Origin of the sequence: Pseudoclavibacter helvolus (genome assembly GCF_014191305.1) — a bacterium.
Lineage (GTDB): Bacteria > Actinomycetota > Actinomycetes > Actinomycetales > Microbacteriaceae > Pseudoclavibacter > Pseudoclavibacter helvolus.
The window spans coordinates 487,960-514,747 of the sequence record NZ_JACHWJ010000003.1 but is presented as its reverse complement, the minus strand read 5'-3'; the positions used below and the strand labels follow the sequence as shown (position 1 = coordinate 514,747).

Here is a 26,788-nt window from a genome sequence, read left to right as displayed (position 1 = left end):
CGCCGCTCCCGTCACTGTCCATTTCCAGTGCGATTTCGGCGCCTGCGGACGCCGAGAGGCCGCAAACCGCCGAAATCGCACTCGAATTGGTCAGCGGCCCTAGGCGGGCTCGCCCTCAGCCACCAGAGCAGCCTCGAGGCTCGCCGTGCGGGCAACCGCGAGCGCGGGCGCCGGATGCACGTCGACGGACACGACGCTGCCCGGCTCGAGCGCCCCGGTGTCCCTGCTCCGCATGTGCGCGCGCAGGAGCGTGCCGTCGGCGAGGCGAGCCTGGACGACGACGTGAGCGCCGAGGAACCCGGTGGAGACGACGCGCGCGAGCGCCTCGCCGGCCGGCAGCCCGCCCGAGGCATCGGACGCAGCCGACGCAGCCGGCGCATCGACGTTCGTCGATGGTGCAGCAGTGCCCGAGGCACCGACCGCCGCGAACGACACGTGCTCTGGCCGCAGCAGCACCTCGACCTCGCCCTCCGCGCTGCCGTCGAGCAGCGGGACGCGCTGCCCGAGGACCGTCGCCACGCCTCCGTCAGCGCTCGCCCGCACGCGCGAGTGGTGCCCGATGAAGTCGGCGACGAACGCGTTCTCGGGCGTCGAGTAGATGGCCTCTGGCTCGCCGAGCTGCTCGATAATGCCGCCGCGCATGACGGCCACCCGGTCGGCGACCGCGAGGGCCTCCTCCTGGTCGTGCGTGACGAACACGGTGGTGATGCCCACCTCGAGCTGGATGCGGCGGATCTCGTCGCGCAGCTGCACGCGCACCTTCGCATCCAGCGCGGAGAGCGGCTCGTCGAGCAGCAGCACCTTGGGCTGCACGGCGAGCGCCCGGGCGAGGGCCACGCGCTGCTGCTGCCCGCCCGAGAGCTCGTTCGGGTAGCGATCGCCAAATCCGCCGAGGCCCACCAGCTCCAGGTACTCGGGCACGCGCACGTTGCGCTCCCTCGCGGAGATGCCGCGCCGGAGGCTGAGCGGGAACGCGACGTTCTGCGCGACCGTGAGGTGCGGGAAGAGCGAGTACGACTGGAACACCATCGCCATGTCGCGCTTCGACGCAGGGACGTGGGCGACGTCGCGCCCGCCCACGATGATCTCGCCCTCGTCGATGTCCTCGAGCCCGGCGAGGGCACGCAGGGCGGTGGTCTTGCCGCATCCGCTTGGCCCGAGGAGCGCAACCAACTCGCCGGGCTTGATGCTCAGGTCGAGGCCGCGCAGTGCGACGGTCGAGCCGAAGCGACGCGTGACGCCCCGCAGCTCGACGCCGACGGCGGCCTGCGAGTGCGCTGCGGAAGCGGCCGATGCGGCCGGCGCGGGGAGGGTGCTGGTCATGAGGTTGCCTTTCCGGGCTTGCGCTTCGAGCGCCCCGCGAGCAGGTCGAGGACGATGAGCAGGATCGTGGTGACGCCGAGCGCGAGCAGCGACATGACGGCCGCGATCTGCCCGTCGGACAGGTTGATCTGGAAGAGCGCGGTCTGCAGGTTGTCGCGCGCGAGGAAGCGCGCGACGGTGAACTCCCCGAGCACAACCGCGATGGTCACGAAGCTCGCCGAGATGAGGGCTGTGCGGATGTTGGGGAGGATCACGCGCAGGATGATGACGGGCCAGGATGCGCCGAACGAGCGGGCGGCCTCAGTGAGGGTCCTGAGGTCGATCGACCTGAGACCCGCGTCGATCGAGCGGTACGCGAACGGCAGCACCAGCACGACGTAGGCGAACGCAAGCCACACCGTGTTCGAGCCGAGCGGGGTGGACGCGATGAAGCGGTAGATGGGCGCGAGGCCGACGACCAGCACGACGGCCGGGATCGTGAGCGGCAGGAGGCAGATGAACTCGACCGCGCGATCCATGGCTGGCACCTTCAGGCGCACCCACACCATGGTCGGCACGAGCAGCAGGAGCATGATGGCGACGGTGAGCACGCACATGATGAGCGAGTTCGTGAGGCCCGACCAGAGCACGTCGAGCGTCGAGTACTCGCCCGTGTTTCCGGCGAAGACCCGCTCCCACGCGTCGAAGCTGACCTCGCCCGTGAGCGGGAAGCGGATGGAGAACTCGAACAGGCTGACGAGCGGCACGAGCAGCGCGACGGTCGTGAGCGCGAGCACCGTGATGCGGAAGGTCTGCTGGCGGCGGCGCGCGCGTTCGACGAGGCCGCGGCGGCGGGCGGGGGTGGCCGCCGTCTGCGCGGAGGCAGTGGTCTGCGTCATCGCGACAACCACCTCGAGCTGCGCTTCTGCAGGAGCGCGTAGAGGGACATGACGATCGCGACGACCACGATCATCCCGAGGGCTAGGGCCTGCGCATACGACTCGAGGCCCGCCGTGTTCTCGTTGCGAAGCGCGGCTTCGATCTCCATCGGCACGATGATCGTCTGCTGCGAGATGAGGGCGGCCGCGGTCGCGAAGGCGGAGAAGGAGTTCGCGAACAGCAGCAGCACGGACCCGAGGAAGCTCGGCGCGAGGAGCGGGCCGGCGACCCGGAACCAGTAGACGAACGAGCTGCCGCCGAGCATGACGGTCGCGTCGCGCCATTCCTTGCGGATGCCATCCACTGCCGGCAGGAACACACTGACCATGAGTGGCACCTGGAAGTAGAGGTAGACGGCGACGAGGCCTGGCACGCTCGAGAGGAAGCCCGAGTCGACTTGGAAGCCCGCCGCGCCCTGCAGAAAGCGGGTGAGCATCCCGTTGGTGCCGATCGTGGCAACGAACGCGAAGGCGAGCATGACGCCGCCGAACTGCGCGAGCACCGAGTTGAAGGCCGTGAAGACGCGTCGACCGATGCTGTTCGCGGGGCTCGTGGAGAGCGCGTACGCGACGACGGCGCCAATGATGGCGCCGAGCACCGCGGTAACGACCGAGAGCCAGGTCGAGGTCCAGAAGATGGTGATGGATGCGGGCGAGAAGAGCCTCTCGAACCCGCTCGTCGTGAAGACGCCCTGGCGGGTGAAGAATGCGCCGACGACGACCAGCAATGTCGGTAGTAGGAGGAAGACTCCCGTGTAGACGAGGAAGGGGGCGACACCGATGAGAGACGTGCGCGACGCCGCCCGGGGTGCGCCCCACGGGCGGCGGCCGAGCGCGGAGGAGGCGACTGCTGGTGCAGCGGCTCCCACCGGCTCGGTCGCCGCCGCGAGGGGTGCGGTGGCAGTCATCAGGAGATCGTCGAGTCCCAGTTCTCGGCGAGGAACGCGTTTGCCGTCTCGGCCTCTTCCAAGGTCGGCGTCAGCGGCGTTCCGTCGACCTCGGGCAGGCTCTCGAGCGCCTCCTGGTCGAGCGTTCCTTCGGCTTCCATCCAGTCGAACAGCACCGGCATGGCGCCGCCGGCGAGCCAGATGTTCTGCACCTCGGGCGAGTACAGGTACTCCATCCAGAGTCGGGCCGCGGCGGGGTTCGGGGCGTCGACGTTGATGGCTTGGTTGTAGTACGCGGCGATCTCGCCGCCCTCGGGCACGAAGGTCGCCCATTCGACGCCCTTGGCCTCGAGGCGCTCGACGGTCGACAGCTGGTTGTAGCTCCAGTCGAAGACGACCCCGTGCTCGCCGGCGTCGACGGTGCCCGCGGTCACGTCCTTGAGGTTGAGGGTGCCTGCCTGCTTGAGCTTCGCGAAGTAGTCGAGGCCGGGCTGCAGGTCGGCGAAGTCGCCGCCAACCGCGTTGTTGGCCGAGAGGAAGCCGTTGAACGCGGCGCCAGCCTCAGCAGGCTTGCCGTTGAGGGCGACCGAGTTCGCGAACTTCGCATCGGTGAGCTGGTCGATCGAGGTGATCTCGCCGTACTTCGTGGCGTTGTAGCCGACCGACATGATGCCCGTGTAGTCGTTCACCCAGAGGCCGGTGGCCTCCTTGTTGGCATCTGGGATGTGCTCCCAGTTCTCGACCTGGTACGGCGCGAAGTAGTCGGTGGATGCGAGGGCGACGTTCGCGCCGAGGTCGAACACGTCTGGCGCCTGGTCGGTGCCCTTGTTGGCGTCGGCGGCCGCGATCTCCTCCTGCGAGGAGGCGTCGGGCAGGATCGAGTTGACGGTGATGCCGTACTTCTCGGTGAAGCCGGCCTTGATCTCGCCGTAGTTCGCCCAGTCGTCTGGCAGCGCGATGACGTTGATGGTGCCCTCGGCCTTTGCGGCCTCGACAAGGGCGTCCATGCTGCCGAAGTCCTCGAGGCTCGTCGCGGTCGCCGCCTCGGCGGTGTCGCCGGTCTCACCCGTTGCGGGGCTCTGCGAGCACGCCGTCAGGGCAAGTCCCGCGAGGGCGAGCGTCGCCACAATTGAAAGTCGCTTGTTCATGCGAAGTCGATGTCCTTCTCGGAATCGTGGTGGGGCCGGAGACCAGCTGGCCTGCCGGCGAAGCCCTGCCGACTGGCCGGGCGGAGACAGGCCACCACGCTCGCGTGAACACCAGCGGTCACCGGATGAACGCGGATGGACGCCCAGTTGAACGGCGGGCGTCGCCCGGTGAACGGCGTCCGACCTTTCCCGTCCGGCGCGAAACGAGCGCCCAGCCGAGCGACCACCCGCGCAACCCAGCGCGCGCATCCACGGCCCTTCGCGCGGGCACCCGCGAACGCCGTAGACTCGTCCGGTGCGGACACGCCCCGACTTCTCCGCATCGCGCCGCCAGAAGGAGCCTCGCCAGTGAGCAGCCAGACCACACACGTCCCGGACACCGTCGACAACGCGAAGGCGACTCCCGAGAAGGAGCAACCGTACGGTGCCCTCGGGCTGAAGCCAGACGAGTACGACAAGATCCGCGAGATCCTGGGCCGCCGCCCCACCTCGGGTGAGCTCGCCATGTACTCGGTCATGTGGTCGGAGCACTGCTCCTACAAGTCCTCGAAGAACTACCTGCGCCAGTTCGGCCAGAAGGTCTCTGACGAGATGAAGAAGAACCTCATGGTCGGCATGGGCGAGAACGCCGGCGTCATCGACGCGGGCGAGGGCTGGGCGGTGACCTTCAAGGTCGAGTCGCACAACCACCCCTCCTACATCGAGCCGTTCCAGGGCGCCGCGACCGGCGTCGGCGGCATCGTGCGCGACATCATCTCGATGGGCGCCCGCCCCGTTGCCGTCATGGATGCGCTCCGCTTCGGCGCCATCGACGAGGCCGACACGGCGCGCGTCGTGCACGGCGTCACGAGCGGCATCTCCTTCTACGGCAACTGCCTCGGCCTGCCGAACATCGGCGGCGAGACCTGGTTCGACAGCGTCTACCAGGCGAACCCGCTGGTCAACGCCCTCGCGGTCGGTGTACTTCGCCACGAAGACCTCCACCTCGCAAACGCGCGCGGTGCCGGCAACAAGGTTGTGCTCTTCGGCGCCCGCACGGGTGGCGACGGCATCGGCGGCGCCTCCATCCTCGCGTCCGACTCGTTCGACGAGAAGGGTCCCACGAAGCGTCCAGCAGTGCAGGTCGGCGACCCGTTCGCCGAGAAGGTGCTCATCGAGTGCTGCCTCGAGCTGTTCCGCGAGAAGGTCGTCGAGGGCATCCAGGACCTCGGCGCGGCAGGCATCTCCTGCGCGACGAGCGAGCTCGCGGCGGCCGGCGACGGCGGCATGTACATCGAGCTGGACAAGGTGCTGCTGCGCGACCCGAACCTGACGGCTGAGGAGATCCTCATGTCGGAGAGCCAGGAGCGCATGATGGCGGTCGTCGCTCCCGACAAGCTCGACGCCTTCATGGCGATCGTCAACAAGTGGGATGTCGAGACGAGCGTCCTCGGCGAGGTCACCGACACGGGCCGCCTCGTCATCAACTGGCGCGGCGTCGAGATCGTGAACGTCGACCCGCGCACCGTCGCGATCGACGGCCCCGTCTACGACCGCCCCGTCGCCTACCCGACGTGGATCGACGCGCTGCAGGCCGATTCGGCATCCGCGCTCCCCCGCCCGCAGTCCGGCGAAGAGCTCCGCGAGCAGGTGCTCGCGCTCATCTCCTCCGCGAACCTCGCGAACCCTGAGTGGATCACGCAGCAGTACGACCGCTACGTGCTCGGCAACACGGCCTTCGGCACGCCAGAGGACGCCGGCATGGTGCGCATCGACGAGGAGTCGGGCCTCGGCTTCGCCATCAGCCTCGACGCCAACGGCCGCTACGCGCAGCTCGACCCTTCGGCGGGTGCGAAGCTCGCCCTCGCCGAGGCGTACCGAAACGTCGCAGCCACGGGCGCCCGCCCGGCCGCCGTCTCCGACTGCCTCAACTTCGGCAGCCCGGAGAACCCCGAGGTCATGTGGCAGTTCTCGCAGGCCGTCGAGGGCCTCGCCGACGCCTGCCTCGAGCTCGGCATCCCCGTCACGGGCGGCAACGTTTCGTTCTACAACCAGACGGGCGACGTGCCGATCCACCCGACGCCCGTCGTCGCTGTGCTCGGCCTCATCGACGACGTGGCCCGCCGCGTCCCGTCGGGCTGGCAGGAAGAGGGCGACAACCTCTACCTCCTCGGAACCACTCTCGAAGAGCTCTCCGGCTCCATCTGGGCCGACGTCGTTCACGGTCACCTCGGCGGCCTGCCCCCGCAGGTGAACCTCGAGCGCGAGAAGGCACTCGCCGACCTCGTCATCGGCGCCGGACAGCAGGGCCTGCTCACTTCAGCGCACGACCTCTCCGAGGGTGGCCTCGCGGCTGCGATCGTCGAGTCGTCGACGCGCTTCGGCGTCGGCGCGCGCATCGTGCTCGACGGCCTCATGCAGAAGGAAGGGGTGGATGCGGCTACCGCACTCTTCAGCGAGTCAGCCGGGCGCATCCTCGTCTCCGTCCCGCACGACGACGACGTGCGCTTCCAGGCGATGTGCGAGGCCCGCGACTTCCCCGTCACGCGCGTCGGCGTGAGCGATGGCACGGGCGCCGACGCGAAGCTCGAGGTGCAGGGTCTCTTCGAGTTCACGCTCGCCGAGCTCTCCGAGGCGCGCGGCGCGACGCTGCCGAAGCGCTTCGGCGACGTCGTCGGTCCGAACTCGGCACCGATCTCCGCCGTCACCTCAGCCGCCACTTCAGCCGCGATCACCTAAGGGCCGCCGCTCTTGAGTCTCGGGATGGGTTCCACGCTTCGAGATGGGTTGCTACCCATCCCGAAACGGGAATCCCATCCCGAAACTGTTGGTGCGGGTGAGGTCTTCGCGAGCATCCTTGCGTCAGCCACGTCCGCGGGCTTCGCGCTCGACGACGGGCAGCGGATGGTCGCCCTGCGTCTCGCAGGCCTCGGCGCGCAGATCGTCGGGCACGAGGCAGCGCCTGGTGAGCGCCGCGCCGTGGGCCCAGATGCAGGCGACGTTTCCGGCGTTTCGAGCTCAAGCGGGCTCGGTGCCGTCGAGACAGAGGATGCCGATGCGCCCACTGCCGAGTCGGCGACCCCGCGCGGGTTGTACCTCTGGGGGCCGGCGGGTCGCGGGAAGTCGTGGCTGCTCGACGCGTTCTACGACGCCGTCCCGATCGAGCGGAAGCTGCGCGTGCACTTCCACTCGTTCTTCAACGAGCTGCACTCGCGCATCTTCGCGAACCGCGGCTCGGACACCGTCTTCGCGAATGCCGTGAAGGAGCTCATCGGCGACGCCCACCTGCTGCTGTTCGACGAGTTCCACGTGCACGATCCCGGCCACGCGACGCTGCTGACGGGCCTGCTCCGCTACGCTCTCGAGCACGGCATCACGGTCGTCGCCACCTCGAACTACCCACCGCAGGGCCTCCTCCCAAGCCCCGTCTATCACCACATCTTCGAGCCTGGCATCGAGCTCATCGAGCGTGAGCTCGACGTCGTCGAGCTGCCCGGTGCGGTCGACTACCGCCGTTCTCGCGCGGATTCCGTCGAGCGGCGAGGCTTTGCGACCGGCTCGTGGATGCACTCGGGTAGCGCCGCATCCGCCGCTGCCCGCCCGTCGACAGCCGAGGCGACAAGCCTGGAACTCGGCGGCCGCACCTTCGAGGTCACCGCCGTGCGCGGCCGCGAGTTGTGGGCGACGTTCGCGGAGCTGTTCATCGTGAAGACGTCGTCGCTCGAATACCTGCAGTGGGCGCGCGACTTCGACACGTGGCACGTGCTGGACGTTCCCCTCCTCGCATCCGTCGGGCGTGATCCGCAGCAGCGCTTCGTGAACGCCGTCGACGTGCTCGTCGACTACGACATCGAGGCACACTTCCACGCCGACGCTTCGTTCGACGAGTTTGTTGCCGCCGCCGCGGGTCGGGCCGACGCGTTCCGCATGGTCAGCCGCCTCCATCTCCTGCAGCGCTGACCAACATCAGTGACGGCTGACCAACTTCCGTGACGAATGGGGCCGCGAGCTCCGTTTGGGTTGCGGATGCCGGCATCCATCACGGAAGTTGGACAGCGGCAGAGAGGCGCAGCAGCGCCGACAGCGCCGGCGCCGGATACTGCGCTCGAGTTGGCTACGAAGGCACGGCGGAGCTCAGCCCTGCACCTTGCGCTGCCAGACGCCGAAGCGGTTGCCAAGCGGGTCGCGCAGGTGCGCGAACTTGATGGTCCCGTTGTCGACCAGCGGGATCACGGTCTCGGCGCCGTTCGCGGCGGCCTGCTCGAGCTTCGCCTCGATGTTCTCGACCTCGACGTAGAACACTGCCCAGCCGCCGCCGACGGTGTTCGAATCCCAGAGCCCGCCGCCGTTGCCTGCGCCGTCGACCATGCCATAGCCGCCGGGCTCGAGCGAGCCGAACGTCCAGCCGAAGGTGTCGCCGTAGAAGGCCTTGGCCGCCTCCGGGTCGGTCGTGCCGATCTCGAAGTAGTTCACGTTATCCGACATGGTCGTTGTCCTCTCGTTCAGTTGCGCCGCCGCGCCCCTGCGCTGCGACGCCGGCGTCGCCGCCGGTGAACCGATCGTGAGGTCTCACACAGTGTCAGAGTCAAGTGCCGGTCTCAGGCCGCAATCGGTACGTTCACCTCGGTGACCCAATTGTCGGGGTTCGGGTCGCGGCCAGGTCCGTGCACGTACACGTTGAAGATCGGGCCGACTCGGGTGCGGCCCCGCTCAGCGACCCAGGCGCCAGCGGTCGCGGTGGCATCCCCGATGGTCTCGAATCCACCCCGGTGCGTGACCGTCGCGACGCGCTGCTCGGGAAGTTCGACCACTTCGTATCCGTCGGGCACGGATGCACCGCGGTATTCGCGCCAGATCGCCATCTCGACGTCGGAATCGCGGTACTCGTCGTCGAAGTAGGTGGCACCGCCCACGTCGCCGAAGGCCGCCGGATCTCGCGAGGTGAGCTCGGCGACCGGCCCGCGGAAGTTGACCCAGAGCGGCCCTTCGGACGGGTAGTCCGCGACGGTCCGCCGCAGGTAGAGCACGCGCAGCGCGGGGAACGTGCGCTCAACGACGTCGGGCCGCCGTGCTCGGGCCTCGAGCTCGCCAAGCAGGTTCACCGCGAGCGCCTGCTGCTCGGCAACCCGCTGCGCCTGCGCCTTCAGCTCGTCGAGGTGCGACTGAAGGCGGACTCGCAGCACGTCCGGAGACTCGAAGAGCGGCAGGAGCTCGGCGATAGCCGGGATGCCGCAGCCCGCGTCGCGCAGCATCCGCACGCGTCCTGCGTCCTGCAGCTGCCCGGGCGCGTAGCGTCGGTACCCGCTGAACTCGTCGACTTCGGCTGGTACCAGCACGCCCCGATCCGCGTAGTGCCGCAGCATGCGCACGCTCAGGCCCGAGTATCGCGAGAAGTCGCCGATGCTCATCAGGCTTCCGGGATGCTCACCGTTCATGCGCCAAGTGTGGCACCGGGTTGGCTGAGCCGTCGATCGCTGTCCAACATCAGTGCGATTTTTGGCGTTCGACGCCGTTCGGGCACTGGATGCGCCATTTATGCACTGATGTTGGTCACGGCCCACGCAGCCCGCGCGGCCACGACACCGGCAACGGCAACAACGGCAACGGCAACGGCAACGGCGGAGTTCGCGCCGCCGCGCTACTTGCGTGCGGCCCGCGCCGCCTCGCGCCGACGGTCGCGCTCGGCGTCTGCCGCGGCGGCTTCCTCGGGCGTGGGTGCCGTGCCGCCGAGCACGCGCGGCTGCCACCACTTTCCGGTTCCGTCTTCCGGGTAGCTCGACTGCAGTTCGCTGAGCAGCGCCTCCATAGTCGACTTGAGCTTGGCCGTGGCTACGGCCGGGTCCTCGTCCGGCGAGACGTGAATGGGCTCACCGAACGAGAAGTGCACAGGAATGTTGAGGCGCTCCTTGAGCGTGATCTTGCGGTTCTTGGTCAGCAGCCGGTGCCCGCCCCACACGGCAACCGGAATGACCGGAACTTCGGCCTGCGCGGCGAGCCGCACGGCCCCGGTTTTGAAGTCGCGGATCGTGAACGACGCGCTGACGCCCGCCTCGGGGAAGACCCCGATGAGCTCGCCGCCTCGAAGTGCGGTAGCGGCGGCCGCAAACGCGTCGGCACCGGCCTTCATGTTGACCGGGATGTGCCGCATGCTGCGCATGAACCAGCCGACGACGGGCTTCTCGAAGACGCTCTGCTTTGCCATGAAGCGGATCCGCCGCTTGTTGTGCATCCAGGTCGCACACTCGACGAGGGCGAACTCGAGGTAGCCGAAGTGGGTCATCGCGATGACCGCGCCGCCGGTGTCCGGGATGTGCTGCGTGCCTCGGGCCGTCTGGCGAACGCGAAGCGCGGCGAATACCGTGCGGCCGACCCCGATCGCAAGTGAATAGACGGGTTCGCGAGTCATGTGGCTCCCTGATCCAAGTGTGAGATGCCAGTTTATTCGCGGCACCTGGGACAAATTCGGTGCGCGTACGGGTGCCGGTGCTGTCGGGGCATCCGGGGTCTTGCCAGGTGCTCGCTCCAGATGCGATACTTGCGATACTGCACGTTCGTACGATCTTTAGTGCAACTTTGTGCATTCATCCGCTAGGAGCAACTGACAATGGCTGTCCCCATCCCTGTACGGAGCCCGTTTCTCATCGTCAACCCCAAGGCGTACCTGACGGGCAGCGAGCTCATGAAGCTGGCCTACCTCACCGACGAGCTGGCGGGAGCGTTCGACATCGACGTCGTCTTCACCGCGCAGCACATCGACCTCCGGTCGGTGGTCGCCGAGACGACGAACCTGTGCGTCACGGCGCAGCACGTCGACCCGATCGTGCCCGGCCGCGGCATGGGCCACATCCTCGCCGAGGGCCTCGCGGAGGCCGGCGTCAAGGCAGTGGTGCTCAACCACGCCGAGCATCCCCTCACCTTGGCCGACCTCGACGCGACGATGCGCCGTTGCGAAGAGGTCGGTCTTGCAACAATCGTGTGCGCCGACTCCGACCTGCAATGCAGGGCCGTCGCCGACCTCGACCCGTCCGGCATGATCTGCGAACCCACCGCCAACATCGGCACGGGGCAGATGGATGCGGGCGACTACATCGAGCGCACGACCCAGATCGTGAAAAACGTCGACCCTTCGATCCTCGTCGTGCAAGCGGCTGGAGTGAGCCGCGGCGCGGACATCACGCGCGTCCTGCAGCAGGGTGCCGACTGCTCAGGCGGCACGAGCGGCATCATCAAGCACCCTGACTGGCGCGAGATCCTCACCGAGATGTTCCAGGCGCTCGCCGACCACCGCGACGCACAGGCATCCGCCTCCCCCGCAAACTGACCAGCTCCCTCACAGAGCCACCAGAGAGAAGACCACCACATGCTCATCGGACTCGACGAAGCGCTCCGCTACGCACAGAAGAACAACATCGCCATCGCGGCGGTCAACACCCCCTACTTCGAGGGGCTCCTCGGCACGATCGCGGCGGCCGAGAAGGCTGGCGTTCCCGTCATCCTGCAGCACGCTCAGGTGCACGAGAGTACCCTCTCGATCGACGACATCGGGCCCGCCATGCTGGCCCTCGCGACGCGAAGCGAGGCGCCGTTTGTGCTGCACGTCGACCACGGCGAGGACATCGACTACATCGCCCGCGGCCTCGACATTGGCTTCAACTCGGTGATGATCGACGGCTCGACCCTCCCCTACGAGGAGAACGTCGCCCGCACGACGGAGGTCGTGAAGCTCGCCAAGGAGCGCGGCGTGGGCGTCGAGGGCGAGCTTGGCGTCATGACGGGCAACGAGAACGGCGACCCGAGCCAGGGCATCGCCGACGAGACGCTCTACACCGAGCCGGCGCAGGCGAAGGAGTTCGTCGAGCGCACGGGCGTGACCGCACTCGCAGCCTCCTTCGGTACCGTGCACGGCATGTACCACCAGGAGCCGAAGCTCAACTACGAGCTCATCGAGCAGCTCCGCGACGCGACGGGCGTGCCCATCGTCATGCACGGCGGCTCCGGCCTCAGCCTCGACGAGTACCACCGGTCCATCACGCGCGGCGTCCGCAAGATCAACTACTACACGTACGCGGCGAAGGCGGCACTGGATGCTGCGCTCCGGGCCGCGGACGAGCCCAACACGATCCTGTTCCCCAAGGTGGCGAAGGCCGTCTCGGCGCAGGTCGAAAGCGACGTGGCCGAGTTCATCCAGGCGCTGCGCCCCGGCGCCTGAGCCGCGGCAGCGGCATCCACTGACACCCGCGCGCGCACCGGCGCACGCGCATCCATCACGACCTCGAGGAACCCCGATGACCGTCTTCCAGACCACTCTCCAGCTGCAGTCGCACGGAGGCACCCCCAGCTACATCGACGTCACCACTGAGGTGAAAGAAGCGATCGCGGCGAGCGGCATCACGTCCGGCACCGTGACCGTCATCTCGCCCCACACGACCTGCGCGGTCTTCTTCGAGGAGTTCGTGCACGACCGCCTCGAGGACGGCACCGAGTTCCTGCAGGCCGACCTCGATGACGTGCTGAACCGCATCGCACCGAACCAGACGGCCGTGCCGCCCGAGGGCGAGTACCGCTACCCGGGGCCGGAGCACTACGCAGACGTCGAGTCGTGGCCGGACGCCGAGGTGTACCTGCCTGGCGGCGACAAGACTGCGCTGCTCAACGCGGAGGCGCATATCAAGGCGACGATCCTCGGGTCAAGCGAGGTGTTCGCGGTCATCGACGGCAAGCTCGGCGTCGGCGTCACCGGCTACATCTACTTCGTCGACTTCGACCGCACGCGCGCTCGCTCGCGCAAGTGCCAGGTCGTTGTCATGGGCGAGTAGGTCCCCCAGCTTCCTCGCTCCTGAACGCCGCCACAGTCGTCGGCGAGCGACGCCGCCGGTCGATCGCGCCGCTGATTCCCCCGTCGGCGGCACGGTCGGCCGGCGGCGTTGTGCTGCCGGATGCATCCGGCAGGAGGCGCGCGTACCCTGCCGCCATGACGGTCGTAACGTTGACCCCCTGGGCGCCTAAGTACCTCCAGCTGCTGTTCGCAGCAAACTCGCTGGAGATGACGCGCTACTTGGTGGGCCCGGAGAGCGACGACGAGGTGCGCCGTCGGCATGAGCGCTACCTGCGGGCCAGCGCGGGTGAACCGCCGCGCACGAGGATGTTCGCGACCCTGGCTGACGGTGTGCCCGTCGGCGGCATCGGGGTGTGGCCGTCGCAGGAGAACGACGAAGCCGCCCTGGAGACCGGCTGGAACGTGCTGCCCGAGTGGCAGGGGCGCGGCATCGCGAAGCTGGCCGTGCGGCTGCTCATCCCGATCGCTGCGTCGCTCGCCGATCCGGGGCAGCGGTTGATCGCGAACCCGGATGTCGCGAACGGCCCATCGAATGCCCTCTGCCAGTCGACCGGTTTCGCGCCCATCGGCGAGCAGCGCTTCCCGTTCAGAGGCGGGGTCCTTCACACACGCATCTGGGCTCTTGACCTTGACGGCGTGTCCGCGCAGTGAGCGAAGCCCACTAGGCGCGGGCTCCCCACTCCCGCCCAGCGGATGCGGTTGAATCGTCGTGTGTCGATTCAAACCTTTCCCGCCCTTGCCCCGCTCACCTGGAGCCGCGCATCCGGTCAGCAGTCCTTCGATGTCAGCTCGTCAAAGTTGACGCTGACTGCAGAGGCTGGCACAGACTGGACCAACGACGCGACCGGCGGTGAACCGCAGCACGGCGCAACGAGCCTGGGCTTCGTCCCGGAGGGCGACTTCCAGCTGTCGGCCCGGGTGAGCGTCTCTGGCCCACGCACGACATTCGACGCCGGTGTGCTGGCGATCTGGATCGACGAAGCCCACTGGGCGAAGCTGTGCTTCGAGTTCTCACCGCAGGGCACAGCGATGGTCGTCAGCGTCGTCACGAACGAGTACTCGGACGACGTGAACTCCACCCTGGTCGCTGGTGACGCGGTGTTCCTGCGCGTCTCGCGACTGGGCGAGGCGTGGGCGTTCCACTCGTCGGCGGATGGCATCAACTGGGACTTCGTGCGCCTCTTCCGCCTCTATGCGGATGCGCCTGCGCACGTGGGCTTCCTCGCGCAGGCCCCGTTCGGCGACAGCTGCGAGGCAACCTTCGACGAGGTGCGCTTCCTCCCCGAGCGTCTCTCCGACCTCCGCGACGGCAGCTAGGCCGCTCGCCCGCACCGACGACCTACACGAGCTTCACGAGGGCGCGGGCGAGGTCCTCGTCGAGGATGACGCCGTTGAGGGCTCCCGTGCGCAGCGACCCCGCGACACCTGGCGCCTTCTCGGCGCCAGCCGCGAAGCCCACGACCTCGGGGATGTTGGCGAGCTGGTCGAGGGTGATGCCGATGACGCGCTCCGAGACTGGTGAGCCGAGCGCGCGCCCTGACGCGTCGAAGAAGCGGCCGCAGATGTCGCCAACCGGTTCCTGCGCGTCGAGTTCGGCGCGCTCGGCGTCGCTGAGGCGCATGGCGGAGACGATGTGGCGGGACGCGTGGAGGCCGTACGAGCCGATGCCGACAAACGCGAGTTGCACATCCGTCGCCCGCTTGATCGCGGAGGAGATCGACGACTCTCGGGTGAGCGCCGCCCAGGTCTGCGGCGACTCGACGACCGCCGGCGACTCGAAGCGGAACGCCTTCGCCCCCGACTTCTGGGAAAGCCGCTCGAGGGCGGTGTTGCCGGCCGGACCGGAGTCGAACGGCATGCCGCCGACAAGTGGGCAGAGAGTGAGGGCGCGGCCCGTCGACTCGAGGTGGATCTGCTCGACAAACGCGTCTATCGACTTGCCCCAGCTGAGGCCGACGGAGCCGACGGTGGGCACGCGTTCGGCGAAGTAGTCGGCCGCGGCACCTGCGACGACGTCGAGCGGATGGCGACCGGGCATGCCCGACACGACGACCGCGGAGCCGACGCCGAACGCATCCACGATCTCCTGCTCGAGCTCACCCACACGGCCAACCACGTGCGGGTCGTGGATGCGGATCTCGACGATCCCCTGGTCGCGGGCGGCCGACAGGATGCGCGAGACACTCGCCCGGGAAACCCCGAGGGCGGTGGCGACATCGCTCTGCGAGAGGCCGTCGAGGTAGTAGAGGCGCGCTGCCCGAACGAGGGTGTCGGCGTTACGAGGTGCTGGCATCCCGTCTCTCCTTCGTCGTGGTGCGGCGGTGGGTGGGACGTGCGGACGACGCCCCAGTCGTTTGCAGCTCCCTTGCCGCGCATCCACACCACTTCGGAGCCGGTCCGGCGCCGCGCACGGGGCGCGACGCCGGTTGTCCGATTCACATGATCCTACCGAGCGGCGGACACCCGGCAGGCCGAGGGAGCGCTCAGACGCCGATGACTCCTGCGGCCACAAGCGAGTCCTGGAGGCGACGCATGGCGATGAGCGGGCGGGTCTCGTCGAGCTCGACGTCATCGTAGGAGACGATCTCGCCTGCCTTGATGTCGCGCTTCAGGATGCCGCCGGAGATGAGGCCGATCGGGATCGAGTTGTTGGCGCGAGCCTCGTCGGCGTCCACGGCCCAGCCGTGCACGTGGTGTCCGCCCATGCCCTCGAGCTTGGTGCCGGCGGCGAGGTCGAACTTCGCCTTCGACGCGACCTCGGTGCGCCAGGTGATCGTCTGGAAGTCGGCGCGACGCTCGAGCACGGCCTCGCTGATTGAGAGGATTGCCTCGACGGATGCGAGGTGGTACGGCCGGTAGAGCGCGTAGTAGGGGCCCTTGCCGAGCTTCAGGTAGTCGAGCTCGTGCGTGACGACGTCGTCTTCCGACTTCACGACGACGAACACACCGGGCGCGACGTCGCCCTCGACCGTGTACTCGACGGCCGGGGTGGAGGTGAGCACGCCGCCGTCCTCGACGGGGATGAGCGTCGTCGCGAGGGTTGCGATGTCGGCGGCAGGGCCGTTCATGCCCGGCTTGTTGACGGGGAAGCCCGTGGCGTTCGACAGCGACGCCATCTCGATCTGCGTCTTCGTGCCGTCAGTGAACTCGCACAGGATGCGCGGGTTCATGTTCTTCGCCTTCGCCTCTTCCATGACGTCTTCCGGCACGTCGGTGGGGCGGTTGGGGTTGTTCTTGCCCTTGCCTGCTGCGACGACGGTGAGGCCGAGGTCGGTGGCGTGCTCGACGAGCTTGAGTGCCTCGACGGGCTCGTCGCCGCGGCAGATCGTGTAGACCTGCTCGCCGGCGTTGGCGATGCTCGCGAGGAAGAGCCCCACGGTGACATCGGCCTCGACGGTCATGAGCGCGACGTCCTTCTTGCCGAGGAGCGAGGCGTAGGCGACCTGCGCCGCGATCTCGGTGACACCCGAGACCTCGAGCACGACGTCGACGGGGAGCTTCGGGATGAGGAGTCCGTCGTTGATGACCACCGGGCGGCGGGCTTCGATGTGCTCAGCGACGATGCCGAGGTCGTTCTCCACCTGCACGTCGCTGCGGCCGGCGCGAGTGTATGCATCCACACCTCGCTGGACGGCGATGTCGGCGACGACGGCGACTTCCATGCCTTTCGCGCGTTCGATCTGGGCGATGAGGCCCGAGCCCATCTGGCCCGCCCCCACGACGCCGACGCGGATGGGGCGGCCAAGCTCTGCTTCGCGCTGGATGAGGCGCTGCGTGTAGTTCATGTGCGTTCCTTTTGTGCTTCGTTCGTGGGGAGGACTAGTTGCTGATGTGAGAGAGGCCGGCGAACTGCTTCGGGGCCGCGCCCTTGACCGCGGTGGGCTGCCCGCGCTTCTTGCTCTTGGCCGGTGGCAGCGTGACCTGCGCGCGCACCTTGTGGGGCAGCATGCTGATCGCCTGGCGCACGGCGGTTCCGAGGTGCTTGTGGCGGGCTTCTGCGCGGTCGTAGACCGTCTTGAGCGGCCCCTCGAGTTCGGGGGCGGGCTTGAGGCGGCCAAACACACTGAACCCGACGAGCGCGCGGGCCTCGACGACCTCGAGCGTGGTCGGGTCGACGAGCAGCACGGCGATCGCGCCGCGGAAGGCACCCTTGCCGCGTCCGCTGACGAGGTTCAGGTTCTTGCCCGCGTTCGCCTTGGCGATCTCGTTGACCTGGGCCATGTAGGCGCGCATCTGCACGCCGGACATGACCATGCTCAGGACAAGCGCGAGAACCAGTACGGCCGGGAATCTCCAGTCCATGATCTAGACCTCGTTCCGGCGCACGCTCACGAATGCGCCCTCGGTTGGTGTGGAAAGGGTGCCGGTCGCCTGGATGGCGCCGGGGAGGAGCGCGGTGTCCTCCGCGTTCAGGTACAGCACAACGTGCCCAAGCTCCTGCAGGTTCGGGTTGGCGAGGTCGCCGACCGCCGTGATCGTGACGGCCTCGTCGCCGAGCACGAACTCGTCACCGGCCTTGACCGGCACGAACTCGCCCATGTGACCCTTGTGCACGAGGCTGACTTCGGCGAGGGCGTCCGGCACGGGCTCGCCGAACAGGATGTAGACGCCGCCCTCGAACATGTCGTTCGCGTCGGGTCCGATGCGTGCGATTTCTGACTGCCAGATGGTCGTGGACACGTTGTGGTCCTTTCTTGCCGTTGACCGGCGGAGAGTGCGAAGTTCAGTGGTGGATGCGCGGGCGGGCCGGGGTGCGGCCCGCCCGGCACCACCTAGATGAGGAGGAAGGAGGCGAAGTAGGCGAGCACAACCGCGAGGGGCGACGTGATCTGCCTGGAGAAGAGCACGGCAGGGACACCGACCGCGACCGTCTCGGGTTCTGCCTCACCAAGGGAGAGCCCGACGGGGATGAAGTCGCAGCCGACCTGACCGTTGACCGCGAAGAGCGTCGGCAACGCGTACTGCACGGGCAGGGCGCCCGCTGCGATCTGCGTTCCCATGAGCACACCGACGACCTGGGCGATCGCGGCGCCGGGGCCGAGGATCGGCGACAGGAACGGGAGGCCCGTGATGACGCCGAGCAGGATCAGGCCGATCGGGTTCGACGCGAGCGGCGACACCGCGTTGGCGATGAAGTCGGAAGCGCCCGTGTACGTGACGACTCCGATGAGGAGCGAGACGTACGCCATGAACGGCAGGATCGTGTTCAGCGTGAGCTTGATCGCCTGGCGGCCAGACGAGAGCAGCGTGTTGATGAAGTAGCCGATGGCGTTACCGAACTTCACGACGAAGCCCGTGAATCCGCTTCCTTGAGCTGCAACCCTGGCGCGTGCATCCGCCTTGGCCTTCGCTGCGATCTCCTCCGGGCTCTGCGCCGGTGCCGTAGCCGCGGCCGGTGCGCCGGCCGCTGCGGTTGCCTCTGCGTCGAGCGCAACCACGTCGCGGGGCGCGACGTCGGAGACGAAGATGTCCTCGGTGATGAACTGGGCGAGCGGGCCGCCAGGTTCTCCCGGGTACACATCCACGGTCGGGATGCGCTTCTTCGGGTAGACGCCGATGCGCGCCGTGCCGCCGCAGTTGATGACCGCGCAGAGCACGTTCGCGTCAGGCACGTTGTTCTTGAAGCCGTCGACCGCTTCGGCGCCCGTCAGCTCAGCGATCTTCTGCGCGACGGGGTGGATCCCGCCGCCGGTGACCGAGAGGACGATGTTCTTCTCGGCGTTCGGGACAAGGGTCAGGCCGTCGCCCCAGCCGCCGCGGCCACGGTTGACCTTGACGCCCTTGTAGTCGGTCGTGCCTGCGCTGGCGTTCTCAGCAGCGCCGGCGTTCGTGTTCTCAGCGTCTGTGCTCACAGGACACCACCTTCGGTCTTGGAGCCCTGGAGGTGGCCCTGTGCGTACATCTCGTCGAAGCGAGCGAACGTCGCCTCGTGGCCACCGCGCTTGATGAGGATCCTCGTGATCCACTGCGTGGTTATACCGCGGATGAAGATGACGACGATGCCGACCATGAAGTAGAGGGCAGCGAGCGTCGCGTACTTGTCTGGCGCGATGGCGAGGACGCCGGCGGAGATGCCCGTCCAGACGAACAGCTCACCAGCGTTGGCGTGCGGAAGGAACGCCGTGACCGGGTGCACAAACGACACCGCGGAGTCGTAGAAGGCCGGCTTGTAGCGTTCGGGGAGGAAGCGACCGAACGTGTACGCCATGGGGTTCGTCAGCATGATGACGGCGATGATCGGCATGACCGTGTAGCGCGTGATCGCGTACTTGCCCGCCCAGCGGACGGCGCGCGTGACGCGCTCCTCGCCGATCCACGTGGTCACGGCGTACATTGCCGTGAGCAGCACGAGAAGGAGAGGGAGGATGCCCGTGATGAGACCCATGAGGCTCTCGGCGGAGGCATTGAAGAGGCCGATGAAGTTCTCGGCGATCCAGGTGATTACTTCCATGCCGGCTGCCCTCCCGACGTGGTCACCGAGCTGTGCTCGATGGTGCTGGCCGCATGGGCGGCGAGCGGCGACTTAAACCGCATGTTCTGACTCCTTTGTCGGGGGTGTGCACGAAGTTGCAAATAGATCTGATCGTTTGTGCACCTGCGTGAAGTGTAGGCAGGACCGACGAGGCACGCAAGAGGGAATTGACCAACTTGCGGGACGCAACCGCTCTGCGAGCCGCCGAGCGCGCATCCGCCGCCCCCACATCACAGAAGTTGGCCATCCTTGTCGACTGACGGGCCCTGACAGAACCTGTCTCCTCTCGGCCCGGAGACGTAGCGTTCTGAGCATGAGCATCACGAACCTGACCCTGAACAACGGAGTCGAGCTACCCGCCATCGGCTTCGGCGTCTTCCAGTCGGCGCCGGACGAAACGGCCGCGGCCGTCACCGAGGCGCTGCGCGTCGGCTACCGACACATCGACACGGCCGCCGCCTACGGGAACGAACGCGAGGTCGGACAGGCGATCGCCACATCCGGCCTCCCCCGCGACGAGATCTTCATCGAGACCAAGATCTGGATCAGCGACTACGGCTACGACGAGACACTCCACGGCTTCGAGAAGTCGGCGGCCAAGCTCGGCGTCGAGCAGATCGACCTGCTGATCCTGCACCAGCCCCTCCCCACAGCTTGGGAGAAGACGCTCCGCGCCTACCGCGCCCTCGAGCGCCTGCTCGCCGACGGCAAGGTCCGCGCGATCGGCGTGAGCAACTTCATGCCAGACCACCTCGCCTCCCTGCTCGAGGCGACCGACGTCGTACCGGCCGTCAACCAGATCGAGCTGCATCCCTACTTCCAGCAGAAGGAACTGCAGGCAGCGGATGCGCGCCACGACATCCTCAACCAGGCCTGGTCGCCCATCGGCGGCATCACGTTCTACCGCGACGGCGACGGCGGCAGCACCCTCGAAGACCCCACGATCACGGCGATCGCGGAGGCACACGGCAAGAGCCCAGCGCAGGTCATGCTGCGCTGGCACGTGCAGGAGGGCCGCTCGGTGATCCCGAAGTCGGTCAAACCGCACCGCATCGCCGAGAACTTCGACATCTTCGACTTCGAGCTCACCGCCGACGAGGTCTCGCAGATCGACGCGCTCGACAAGGGCGTGCGCCGCGGGCCAGAGCCCGAGTCGCTGACGCTCGAGGCGTACGGCCGCCCCATCCCGGAGGCCTGATCTCGAGTCCGGTCCCGCCTCGCTCCTGAACCGAGGTCGCGGCGCTGCGCCTCCGCGAGTGTCCAACTTCCGTGACGCGATTGCGCCGGCGCGCCCGAAACGAGCGATCTAGTCGATTTCGTCACGGAAATTGGACGGGGCCCAGCCCGAGTCGCGCCATCCGAGCCGCGACAGACAGCCGCGAACGCCTCCGATCACGCCTGAACCGACTCACGAAACGAAAGCAAGCACCAAGCGAGTACTCATCATCGGAGCGACCGGAAGCGTCGGCCGCCACGCGGTCGCCGCATCCATCGCCGCCGGCCATCAGACCAGGGCGCTCGTGCGCGACCGGTCGCGTGCCGACCGCATCCTCGACCAGTCGGCCGAGCTCGCCGTCGGGGACGCGAGCGATGTCGATTTCCTGAAGCACGCCGTGGCAGACATCGACGCCGTCGTCTTCACCCACGGTGGGCACGGTGGCCTTGGCGAGGCAGAAGCAATCGACTACGGCATCGTCCGCGCGACCCTCGAAGCGCTCGGCAGGCGGCGCGTCCGCATCGCCCTCATGACGTCGATCGGCGTGACCGTGCACGACGGTGCCTACAACCGGGCGTCGCAGTCACACGACTGGAAGCGTCGTGCCGAGCGCCTCGTGCGCGCGAGCGGCAACGACTTCACCATCGTGCGTCCAGGGTGGTTCGACGAGGGCGCAGCCGCGCATCCCGAACTGCTGTTCCTGCAAGGCGATACGCGGCGCGCTGGCTCGCCGGAGGACGGCTGGGTCGCTCGCTCGCAGATCGCGCGGGTGCTCGTCGAGAGCTTGACGTCGGCGGCGGCGAACCCGAAGACGCTCGAGCTCGTCGCCGAGCGCGGTCCCCGGCAAACGGATCTGGATCCGCTCTTCGCCGCCCTTCGCCGCGATGCGGATGGCGAGCTCGACGGCGTCCTCGACCCGGACACACTCCCGCTCGATCATGAGCCTGACGGCGTCATGGCGGAGATCGCCGAGGCCGCGCGCCGCGGGCAGGTCAAGCTCTCAAGCTGAGGGTCAGCCTCCGGAAGCCTCGGCCTCCGGCGCAGATCCGGCCGGGGAGAAAGCGCTGAGTTCTGGGCAGGTACTCGCGGGACCTCCCTCGCTCGGGTCTGCGCGCGTAGCTTGGACGCATGAACGATGTGCGCGAGCAAGTGAAGGAGTTCCTCAGCTCCCGCCGGGCAAAGATCACGCCCGAGCAGGCCGGACTGCCGGCGTACGGCGGGAACCGACGCGTTGCTGGGCTGCGCCGCGAGGAGGTCGCGATGCTCGCGGGTGTCTCCGTCGACTACTACGTGCGGCTCGAGCGTGGCAACCTGTCGGGTGCCTCGGAGAGTGTGCTCGACGCTATCGCGTCGACGCTGCAGCTCGACGAGGCCGAGCGGGAGCACCTCTTCAACCTTGCCAGGGCGAGCGCACCGTCGCGCCGCACGTCAAAGAAGCAGCTCGACGGCGAGCTGCGCCCCGCCGTCCGACAGATGCTCGACGCGTTCTCCGAAGCACCCGCGTGGGTGCGCAACGACAGGCACGACGTGCTCGCCGCCAACCGCCTCGGTCGTGCGCTCTACTCTCCGGTCTTCGACGACCCGCGCCGCCCCGTGAACACCACGAGATACATCTACCTGAACCCGGCCGCCCGCGACTTCTGGGTGGACTTCGACCGCATCGCCGCCGACGCGGCTTCGATGCTGCGGATGGAGGCTGGCCGAAACCCGCACGACCCCAAGCTGCACCAGCTCATCGGTGAGCTGTCGACACAGAGCGAGCTTTTCCGCGAGATGTGGGCAGCGAAGGACGTGAAGTTCCACCGCAGCGTCGTGAAGCGCCTCAACCACCCGGTAGTTGGCCTGCTCGAGCTCAACTTCGAGTCGCTGCCGCTGCCGAGCGAGCCCGGTCTCACGATGAACGTCTACACGGCCGCCGAGGGCAGCCCGAGCGCCGACGCCCTGCGCTTGCTCGCTTCCTGGGCGGCGACAGAGTTCCCCGCCGAAGCACGAGCTGCTTTCCAGCAGCAGTAGGCGGGAGCAGCAGCCGAGAGCAGTACGCCTCATTGCCACTGACAGCGGCAGTGGCAGTGCTCCGCGAGCGCAAGAATGAGCCAGATGCATCCACACGAATCGGTTCTGGATGCATCTGGCTCACTCTTGCGATCACTATTGGCGGCGCCACACGCCGCGCCCACCTGCCTCGCCCCTCGCCGTCTTGCTGTCTCCCCGTCTGCAAACTCCAGCCAGCGAAAAGCGTGAGCGAGACGCATCCACAACGGCTGACTTCGGATGCATCTTGCTCACTCTTCGGGGTTTTCGAAGCTTGAGGCGGGGGAACGCTCGAACGCAGCCGTGGCGGACGTAGCCGGGGCTACTGCCCCGGGTACTCCTCTGGCGCGAGCCGCTCGCCCCACACGGTATCGGGTTCGTCGGAGTCGGCGCCCGGCCCTTCCCACAGGGCCAGGTGGCACATGAAGTTGTCGGCGGATGCGCCGTGCCAGTGCCATTCGCCGGCCGGCGTGGAGACGGTGTCTCCCGGCCGGAGCTCGATGAGCTCCTCGCCGCGTGACTGCACGTAGCCGTAGCCCTCGGTGACGTGCAGAGTCTGTCCGACGGCGTGGCGGTGCCAGGCCGTGTGCGCGCCAGGTGTGAAGCGCACGAGGTTGAGCCGTGTGCGCGAGGGCTCGGTGCCCGCGTAGTACGCGTTGAAGTAGACGTCGCCGGTGAACCACTCGGCTGGCCCCTTGTTGGTCGGGGTCTTCGGCTGGAGTTCTGTGCTCATGAGGAGGTTCCTTGTGCTGAGGCGGAGGCTGAGGTGGAAATCGAGGCGGAAGGTGTGGTGGATGCGCGCTCGCCCCTCCTGCTCTTCGGCAGGATGAGGGTTGCGCAGATGAGGAGCGCGATCCCGAGCAGCACGGCACTGCCAGTGAGCGCAGCGAAGACCTGCGCGACTGCCGCGGCGCCAGCGGTCGCCGCGTCTGCGCCCGCATTGACGGACACGGCGACGAGGACTCCGAGCCCGAGCGCCATGCCGAGCTGGTGGAACGTGTTGACGAGTCCGGATGCGGCGCCCGCGTGCTCGGCGGTCGCGCCGGACATGCCGGCCGTCGTGAGCGGCGCGAACACGAGCCCCTGCCCGGCACCGATGACCAGCATCGGGAGGGCAACGCCGAGCAGGTAGCCGGCATCCGGGGTGAGTCGGCTGAGCCAGATCATGCCCGCGAGAGTGAGGGCGATGCCCAGGATGAGCGGCAGCCGGTCACCGATGCGCCTGGTCAGCTGCGGCAACAGCAGGGCGACGGCGAAGTTCACGAGCGTCATGGGCAGGAACCCGAGGCCCGCCTGGAGCGGGTTCATGCCGAGCACGTCCTGCAGGTACTGGGTGGTGAAGTAGAAGAAGCCGATCATGGCGCCCATGTAGAGCATCCGCCCCACATAGCCGCCCACGCGGACGCGGCTCGCGAAGAGTCGCAGCGGCATGATCGGGTCGGATGCACGCGCCTCGTTGACGACGAGCAGCGCGAGCAGTACAACTCCGGCGGCAAGAGACGCAACGGTGACCGGGGAGGTCCAGGTCGATTCGGCGGCGTGGATGATGCCGAACACGAGCGCTCCGACGCCGCCCGTCGCAGTGAGCGCGCCGAGCACGTCGAAGGCTCCGCGGGCTGGCTTCGTCTCCGGGAGGAAGCGCGGGGCGAGCGCGGGGCGAGCGCGATCATGGCGATCCCGATGGGCACGTTGATGAAGAACCCAGCCCGCCAGGAGATCCACTCGGCGAACGCGCCGCCGATTACCATGCCGAGGCTCGCGCCGATTCCGGCGGTCGCGCCGTAAAGCACGATCGCCCGCGCGCGCTCCTTGCCCTCAGGGAAGCTGACAGCGATGAGCGACAGCGACGCGGGGGCGACGATGGCCGCCCCGATGCCCTGCAGAGAGCGAGCCGCGATCATCCACTCGCCGGACGGCGAGAAGCCGATGAGCAGCGACGCGAACGAGAACACGACAAGCCCGAACACGAACACGCGTCTGCGTCCAAAAAGGTCGCCGGCGCGCGCCCCGTCGAGCGACGCAGCCCCGTCGGGGCGGTTCCGGTTGGCAGCTGCACCGGGGACGTGTTGGGCATGGGGCGGGTTCCGTTCGGGTCGTGCTGCCAGGTTGTGTCGGCTGAGCCGGCTCAGCGGATGCGCGTTGCTGGTTCGCGCGCGGCCGTGCACTGCCTGCGTGCATTGGCACGCGAGTCGCGTGCACGGCCGCGGAGCGCCTACATCTGGACGAGCACCTTGAGGGCTTCGCGTGCATCCATCGCGGCGTAGCCGGCTGGCACCTCGTCGATGCCGATCGTGCGGTCGAAGACGAGGCCAGGGTTGATCTCGCCGTTCAGGACCTGCTGGATCGCGGGCTCAAGGTAGGCGCGCACTGGGGCCGGGCCGCCCGTGAGGGTGACGTTCTTGCCGAAGAGAGAGCCGAACCCGATGGGAGCTACCTCGTACTGGGGCACACCGACGCGCGAGATGACGCCGCCGGGGCGCACGATGCCGTACGCCTGCTCGTAGGCGGGCATGTGCCCGACGGCTTCGAGGACGACGTGGCTGCCTTCGCCGTTCGTGAGGTCCATGACCTTCGAGATGCCCTCTTCGCCTCGCTCGGCGACGACGTCCGTGGCGCCGAAGCGGACGCCGAGGTCGGTGCGCGAAGTGTGGCGGCCCATGAGGATGACGCGCTCGGCGCCGAGCTGCTTGGCGGCGAGCACCGCCGAGAGTCCGACTGCGCCGTCGCCGATCACGGTGACGGTCTTGCCGGCCTCGACGCGGCCCATGTGGGCTGCGTGGTAGCCGGTGAGGTACACGTCTGAAAGCGTGAGGAGGCTCGCCGCGAGGTCTGCGCTCTCCCCGCGGGCGAGTGCGTCCGCGTCGACGCCGGGCACAACCACGAGGCTGCCATCGGCCTGCGGGATGCGTGCGAGCTCGGCCTGCAGACCACCGACCTCGGGGCTGCCGTAGAAGCCGCCGTGGATGCAGGAGGTCTGCATTCCCTCGCGGCAGAACACGCAGGTGTTGTCCTGGAACGCGAACGGCGCGATGACGAAGTCGCCGACCTTGAGAGTCGAGACGGAGGTGCCGATCTCCTCGACGATGCCGATGAGCTCGTGGCCCATCGGGGACCCGTGCTCGCTGGCCTGCATCGAGTGATACGGATGCAGGTCCGAGCCGCAGATGCAGGCCTGCGTCACGCGGACGATCGCGTCGTTCGGCTGCTGGATGGCCGGGTCTGCGACGGTCTCGACTCGGACGTCGCCTGCTGCGTACATGAACGTTGCCTTCATGGGTGCCTCTCGTTGCGCTTCCGGGAAACGGCGGCGAGCAGGTCCGCCCTCATCGAGAGCACCGGCCACCGCCGTTCCTTCATTGGATCGCTACCAGCGTGCGCCCGGGAGGGGCAGTCGTGCCAGGTACTGGCGTTGCCTGCCAGGGGCGCCGCGGCGAGGCGTTCGAGGCGCGGCGCGGAGCGCAGCGGGCGGCGTGGAGCGCAGCGGGCGGCGTGGAGCGCGGCGGGTGGTGGGCGGCGCGGCGGGTGGTGCGCGGCGCGTGACCAACTTGCGTGACGAGAGACTCGCCCGAGGCTTCTGGGGCGCATCGCGGGCTCATTCATCCCGGAAGTTGGACAGCGGGCGGGGCCCGGCGTCGCGTAACCAACATCAGTGCAAAAACGGGCTCTGGAGGCTGTTTTTGCGCATCTGGGGCCGTTTCTGCACTGATATTGGACAGGCCGCGCCCGGCTGCGGCCAACTTGCGGGACAGGAGACGTGCCCGAGGGGCCGAACGGCGCATCGCGGGCTCATTCATCCCGGAAGTTGGACAGCGGATCCCGGGGGCTGGACAGCGGATCCGGGGGGCTGGACAGCGAATCTCCGGGGCTGGACAGCGGATCCAGGGAGTTGGATTACGGACTCCGGGGCTGGACGGCGAGATCGAGCGAGCGCGCGAGCAAGCAGGGCCGGGCCGGGCGAGCGGGCCGCGATCAAGTCGGG

29 protein-coding genes and 1 pseudogene are annotated in these 26,788 nt (G+C 68.1%); 12 read left to right on the top strand and 18 right to left on the bottom strand.

The genetic code is table 11. The features are described from left to right. Positions 1-99 precede the first annotated feature (99 nt). From FHX72_RS12190 to FHX72_RS12175, 4 genes are read right to left on the bottom strand one after another with little or no spacing between them, the layout of a single operon-like run. Entirely contained in the window at positions 100-1,323 is a 1,224-nt protein-coding gene (locus tag FHX72_RS12190) for an ABC transporter ATP-binding protein (RefSeq protein ID WP_183625364.1), read from the bottom strand. Beyond that, a complete protein-coding gene (locus tag FHX72_RS12185) occupies positions 1,320-2,201 on the bottom strand; it encodes an ABC transporter permease (RefSeq protein ID WP_183625362.1) in 882 nt (293 codons plus the stop codon). The genes FHX72_RS12190 and FHX72_RS12185 overlap by 4 nt, the downstream gene beginning before the upstream one ends. Further along, a complete protein-coding gene (locus tag FHX72_RS12180) occupies positions 2,198-3,148 on the bottom strand; it encodes an ABC transporter permease (protein WP_183625360.1) in 951 nt (316 codons plus the stop codon). The genes FHX72_RS12185 and FHX72_RS12180 overlap by 4 nt, the downstream gene beginning before the upstream one ends. Continuing rightward, a complete protein-coding gene (locus FHX72_RS12175; protein ID WP_183625358.1) occupies positions 3,148-4,275 on the bottom strand; it encodes an ABC transporter substrate-binding protein in 1,128 nt (375 codons plus the stop codon). Before FHX72_RS12175 ends, FHX72_RS12180 begins: the two co-directional genes overlap by 1 nt. A gap of 348 nt (positions 4,276-4,623) precedes the next feature. Between FHX72_RS12175 and purL the strand changes: the two genes are divergently transcribed. Together purL and zapE are read left to right on the top strand one after the other, a co-directional pair. Continuing rightward, the gene (gene purL, locus FHX72_RS12170) at positions 4,624-6,993 is read left to right on the top strand and encodes a phosphoribosylformylglycinamidine synthase subunit PurL (protein WP_338110122.1); all 2,370 of its coding nucleotides are present in this window, start codon (positions 4,624-4,626) and stop codon (positions 6,991-6,993) included. 24 nt (positions 6,994-7,017) lie between these two features. Next, positions 7,018-8,214: a cell division protein ZapE gene (zapE, locus tag FHX72_RS12165; RefSeq protein WP_183625354.1), complete on the top strand. Its 1,197-nt coding sequence runs from the start codon at positions 7,018-7,020 to the stop codon at positions 8,212-8,214. A 174-nt stretch (positions 8,215-8,388) separates the two neighbouring features. On the opposite strand, the gene FHX72_RS12160 is transcribed toward zapE, so the two are convergent. From FHX72_RS12160 to FHX72_RS12150, 3 genes are all read right to left on the bottom strand, one after another. Next, positions 8,389-8,739 (bottom strand): VOC family protein, encoded by a 351-nt coding sequence (locus FHX72_RS12160; RefSeq protein WP_183625352.1) that lies wholly within the window; start codon positions 8,737-8,739, stop codon positions 8,389-8,391. Positions 8,740-8,852: 113 nt separating this feature from the next. Further along, positions 8,853-9,689 carry a MerR family transcriptional regulator gene (locus FHX72_RS12155; RefSeq protein WP_183625350.1) on the bottom strand — a complete coding sequence of 279 codons (837 nt, stop codon included), beginning with the start codon at positions 9,687-9,689 and terminating at the stop codon, positions 8,853-8,855. Between the two features lie 203 nt (positions 9,690-9,892). Then, positions 9,893-10,660, bottom strand: a complete 768-nt coding sequence (locus tag FHX72_RS12150) for a lysophospholipid acyltransferase family protein (protein ID WP_068495172.1) — start codon at positions 10,658-10,660, stop codon at positions 9,893-9,895. A gap of 198 nt (positions 10,661-10,858) precedes the next feature. On the opposite strand from FHX72_RS12150, the gene FHX72_RS12145 reads away from it, so the two are divergent. The 3 genes from FHX72_RS12145 (at position 10,859) to FHX72_RS12135 (ending at position 13,070) form a co-directional block, all read left to right on the top strand. Further along, positions 10,859-11,575, top strand: a complete 717-nt coding sequence (locus FHX72_RS12145) for a triose-phosphate isomerase (RefSeq protein WP_068482469.1) — start codon at positions 10,859-10,861, stop codon at positions 11,573-11,575. 39 nt (positions 11,576-11,614) lie between these two features. Continuing rightward, positions 11,615-12,463 carry a class II fructose-bisphosphate aldolase gene (locus FHX72_RS12140; protein WP_068495175.1) on the top strand — a complete coding sequence of 283 codons (849 nt, stop codon included), beginning with the start codon at positions 11,615-11,617 and terminating at the stop codon, positions 12,461-12,463. Between the two features lie 76 nt (positions 12,464-12,539). Further along, positions 12,540-13,070 (top strand): YjbQ family protein, encoded by a 531-nt coding sequence (locus FHX72_RS12135; RefSeq protein WP_068495176.1) that lies wholly within the window; start codon positions 12,540-12,542, stop codon positions 13,068-13,070. On the opposite strand, the gene FHX72_RS12130 is transcribed toward FHX72_RS12135, so the two are convergent. Beyond that, entirely contained in the window at positions 13,057-13,227 is a 171-nt protein-coding gene (locus FHX72_RS12130; protein WP_183625348.1) for a hypothetical protein, read from the bottom strand. The two genes, FHX72_RS12135 and FHX72_RS12130, sit on opposite strands and share 14 nt — an antisense overlap. Between FHX72_RS12130 and FHX72_RS12125 the strand changes: the two genes are divergently transcribed. Together FHX72_RS12125 and FHX72_RS12120 are read left to right on the top strand one after the other, a co-directional pair. Beyond that, entirely contained in the window at positions 13,226-13,741 is a 516-nt protein-coding gene (locus FHX72_RS12125; RefSeq protein WP_183625346.1) for a GNAT family N-acetyltransferase, read from the top strand. The genes FHX72_RS12130 and FHX72_RS12125 overlap by 2 nt on opposite strands. A 60-nt stretch (positions 13,742-13,801) precedes the next feature. Then, on the top strand, positions 13,802-14,407 hold the full coding sequence (locus FHX72_RS12120) for a DUF1349 domain-containing protein (RefSeq protein WP_338060525.1): 606 nt from the start codon (positions 13,802-13,804) through the stop codon (positions 14,405-14,407). Between the two features lie 22 nt (positions 14,408-14,429). Here FHX72_RS12120 and FHX72_RS12115 read toward each other — a convergent pair whose 3' ends face one another. The 6 genes from FHX72_RS12115 to srlA form a co-directional block, all read right to left on the bottom strand. Next, positions 14,430-15,383, bottom strand: a complete 954-nt coding sequence (locus FHX72_RS12115) for a sugar-binding transcriptional regulator (protein WP_068495179.1) — start codon at positions 15,381-15,383, stop codon at positions 14,430-14,432. 190 nt (positions 15,384-15,573) lie between these two features. After that, positions 15,574-16,875, bottom strand: coding sequence for an NAD(P)H-dependent oxidoreductase (locus FHX72_RS12110; protein WP_068482455.1), 1,302 nt, complete (start codon positions 16,873-16,875; stop codon positions 15,574-15,576). A gap of 34 nt (positions 16,876-16,909) precedes the next feature. After that, on the bottom strand, positions 16,910-17,392 hold the full coding sequence (locus FHX72_RS12105) for a transcriptional regulator GutM (protein ID WP_183625344.1): 483 nt from the start codon (positions 17,390-17,392) through the stop codon (positions 16,910-16,912). A gap of 3 nt (positions 17,393-17,395) precedes the next feature. Continuing rightward, positions 17,396-17,770, bottom strand: coding sequence for a PTS glucitol/sorbitol transporter subunit IIA (locus FHX72_RS12100; protein ID WP_183625342.1), 375 nt, complete (start codon positions 17,768-17,770; stop codon positions 17,396-17,398). Between the two features lie 92 nt (positions 17,771-17,862). Beyond that, positions 17,863-18,942 carry a PTS glucitol/sorbitol transporter subunit IIB gene (gene srlE, locus FHX72_RS19735; RefSeq protein WP_183625340.1) on the bottom strand — a complete coding sequence of 360 codons (1,080 nt, stop codon included), beginning with the start codon at positions 18,940-18,942 and terminating at the stop codon, positions 17,863-17,865. After that, positions 18,939-19,541: a PTS glucitol/sorbitol transporter subunit IIC gene (gene srlA / locus FHX72_RS12090; RefSeq protein ID WP_183625338.1), complete on the bottom strand. Its 603-nt coding sequence runs from the start codon at positions 19,539-19,541 to the stop codon at positions 18,939-18,941. The genes srlE and srlA overlap by 4 nt, the downstream gene beginning before the upstream one ends. 334 nt (positions 19,542-19,875) lie before the next feature. Between srlA and FHX72_RS12085 the strand changes: the two genes are divergently transcribed. From FHX72_RS12085 to FHX72_RS12075, 3 genes are all read left to right on the top strand, one after another. Beyond that, entirely contained in the window at positions 19,876-20,760 is an 885-nt protein-coding gene (locus tag FHX72_RS12085) for an aldo/keto reductase (protein WP_183625336.1), read from the top strand. A gap of 193 nt (positions 20,761-20,953) precedes the next feature. Beyond that, positions 20,954-21,787 (top strand): NAD(P)H-binding protein, encoded by an 834-nt coding sequence (locus FHX72_RS12080; protein ID WP_183625455.1) that lies wholly within the window; start codon positions 20,954-20,956, stop codon positions 21,785-21,787. A gap of 119 nt (positions 21,788-21,906) precedes the next feature. Further along, complete coding sequence (locus tag FHX72_RS12075; protein WP_183625334.1) at positions 21,907-22,791, top strand: helix-turn-helix transcriptional regulator; 885 nt, start codon at positions 21,907-21,909, stop codon at positions 22,789-22,791. 340 nt (positions 22,792-23,131) lie between these two features. Here the strand turns inward: FHX72_RS12075 and FHX72_RS12070 are convergent, their stop codons facing one another. Further along, the gene (locus FHX72_RS12070) at positions 23,132-23,542 is read right to left on the bottom strand and encodes a (R)-mandelonitrile lyase (protein WP_183625333.1); all 411 of its coding nucleotides are present in this window, start codon (positions 23,540-23,542) and stop codon (positions 23,132-23,134) included. Continuing rightward, positions 23,539-24,366, bottom strand: a complete 828-nt coding sequence (locus tag FHX72_RS12065) for an MFS transporter (protein ID WP_338110121.1) — start codon at positions 24,364-24,366, stop codon at positions 23,539-23,541. The genes FHX72_RS12070 and FHX72_RS12065 overlap by 4 nt, the downstream gene beginning before the upstream one ends. On the opposite strand from FHX72_RS12065, the gene FHX72_RS19730 reads away from it, so the two are divergent. Beyond that, positions 24,349-24,594, top strand: coding sequence for a hypothetical protein (locus tag FHX72_RS19730; RefSeq protein ID WP_282859904.1), 246 nt, complete (start codon positions 24,349-24,351; stop codon positions 24,592-24,594). The two genes, FHX72_RS12065 and FHX72_RS19730, sit on opposite strands and share 18 nt — an antisense overlap. On the opposite strand, the pseudogene FHX72_RS19725 reads toward FHX72_RS19730, so the two are convergent. Both FHX72_RS19725 and FHX72_RS12060 read right to left on the bottom strand, forming a co-directional pair. Continuing rightward, a pseudogene (locus FHX72_RS19725) lies at positions 24,519-24,761 on the bottom strand (MFS transporter); the annotation flags it as partial. The gene FHX72_RS19730 and the pseudogene FHX72_RS19725 overlap by 76 nt on opposite strands. A gap of 260 nt (positions 24,762-25,021) precedes the next feature. After that, complete coding sequence (locus FHX72_RS12060) at positions 25,022-26,083, bottom strand: zinc-binding dehydrogenase (RefSeq protein ID WP_183625453.1); 1,062 nt, start codon at positions 26,081-26,083, stop codon at positions 25,022-25,024. A 119-nt stretch (positions 26,084-26,202) separates the two neighbouring features. Between FHX72_RS12060 and FHX72_RS12055 the strand changes: the two genes are divergently transcribed. Further along, the gene (locus tag FHX72_RS12055; protein WP_183625331.1) at positions 26,203-26,349 is read left to right on the top strand and encodes a hypothetical protein; all 147 of its coding nucleotides are present in this window, start codon (positions 26,203-26,205) and stop codon (positions 26,347-26,349) included. Positions 26,350-26,788 lie beyond the last annotated feature (439 nt).

Coding starts and splice junctions, on each gene's coding strand:
- FHX72_RS12190 (WP_183625364.1), bottom strand. CDS start 1,323: ATGACCAGCACCCTCCCCGCGCCGGCCGCATCGGCCGCTTCCGCAGCG.
- FHX72_RS12185 (WP_183625362.1), bottom strand. CDS start 2,201: ATGACGCAGACCACTGCCTCCGCGCAGACGGCGGCCACCCCCGCCCGC.
- FHX72_RS12180 (WP_183625360.1), bottom strand. CDS start 3,148: ATGACTGCCACCGCACCCCTCGCGGCGGCGACCGAGCCGGTGGGAGCC.
- FHX72_RS12175 (WP_183625358.1), bottom strand. CDS start 4,275: ATGAACAAGCGACTTTCAATTGTGGCGACGCTCGCCCTCGCGGGACTT.
- zapE (WP_183625354.1), top strand. CDS start 7,018: ATGGGTTCCACGCTTCGAGATGGGTTGCTACCCATCCCGAAACGGGAA.
- FHX72_RS12160 (WP_183625352.1), bottom strand. CDS start 8,739: ATGTCGGATAACGTGAACTACTTCGAGATCGGCACGACCGACCCGGAG.
- FHX72_RS12155 (WP_183625350.1), bottom strand. CDS start 9,689: ATGAACGGTGAGCATCCCGGAAGCCTGATGAGCATCGGCGACTTCTCG.
- FHX72_RS12150 (WP_068495172.1), bottom strand. CDS start 10,660: ATGACTCGCGAACCCGTCTATTCACTTGCGATCGGGGTCGGCCGCACG.
- FHX72_RS12145 (WP_068482469.1), top strand. CDS start 10,859: ATGGCTGTCCCCATCCCTGTACGGAGCCCGTTTCTCATCGTCAACCCC.
- FHX72_RS12140 (WP_068495175.1), top strand. CDS start 11,615: ATGCTCATCGGACTCGACGAAGCGCTCCGCTACGCACAGAAGAACAAC.
- FHX72_RS12135 (WP_068495176.1), top strand. CDS start 12,540: ATGACCGTCTTCCAGACCACTCTCCAGCTGCAGTCGCACGGAGGCACC.
- FHX72_RS12125 (WP_183625346.1), top strand. CDS start 13,226: ATGACGGTCGTAACGTTGACCCCCTGGGCGCCTAAGTACCTCCAGCTG.
- FHX72_RS12130 (WP_183625348.1), bottom strand. CDS start 13,227: ATGGCGGCAGGGTACGCGCGCCTCCTGCCGGATGCATCCGGCAGCACA.
- FHX72_RS12115 (WP_068495179.1), bottom strand. CDS start 15,383: ATGCCAGCACCTCGTAACGCCGACACCCTCGTTCGGGCAGCGCGCCTC.
- FHX72_RS12110 (WP_068482455.1), bottom strand. CDS start 16,875: ATGAACTACACGCAGCGCCTCATCCAGCGCGAAGCAGAGCTTGGCCGC.
- FHX72_RS12105 (WP_183625344.1), bottom strand. CDS start 17,392: ATGGACTGGAGATTCCCGGCCGTACTGGTTCTCGCGCTTGTCCTGAGC.
- srlA (WP_183625338.1), bottom strand. CDS start 19,541: ATGGAAGTAATCACCTGGATCGCCGAGAACTTCATCGGCCTCTTCAAT.
- FHX72_RS12085 (WP_183625336.1), top strand. CDS start 19,876: ATGAGCATCACGAACCTGACCCTGAACAACGGAGTCGAGCTACCCGCC.
- FHX72_RS12075 (WP_183625334.1), top strand. CDS start 21,907: ATGAACGATGTGCGCGAGCAAGTGAAGGAGTTCCTCAGCTCCCGCCGG.
- FHX72_RS12070 (WP_183625333.1), bottom strand. CDS start 23,542: ATGAGCACAGAACTCCAGCCGAAGACCCCGACCAACAAGGGGCCAGCC.
- FHX72_RS12060 (WP_183625453.1), bottom strand. CDS start 26,083: ATGAAGGCAACGTTCATGTACGCAGCAGGCGACGTCCGAGTCGAGACC.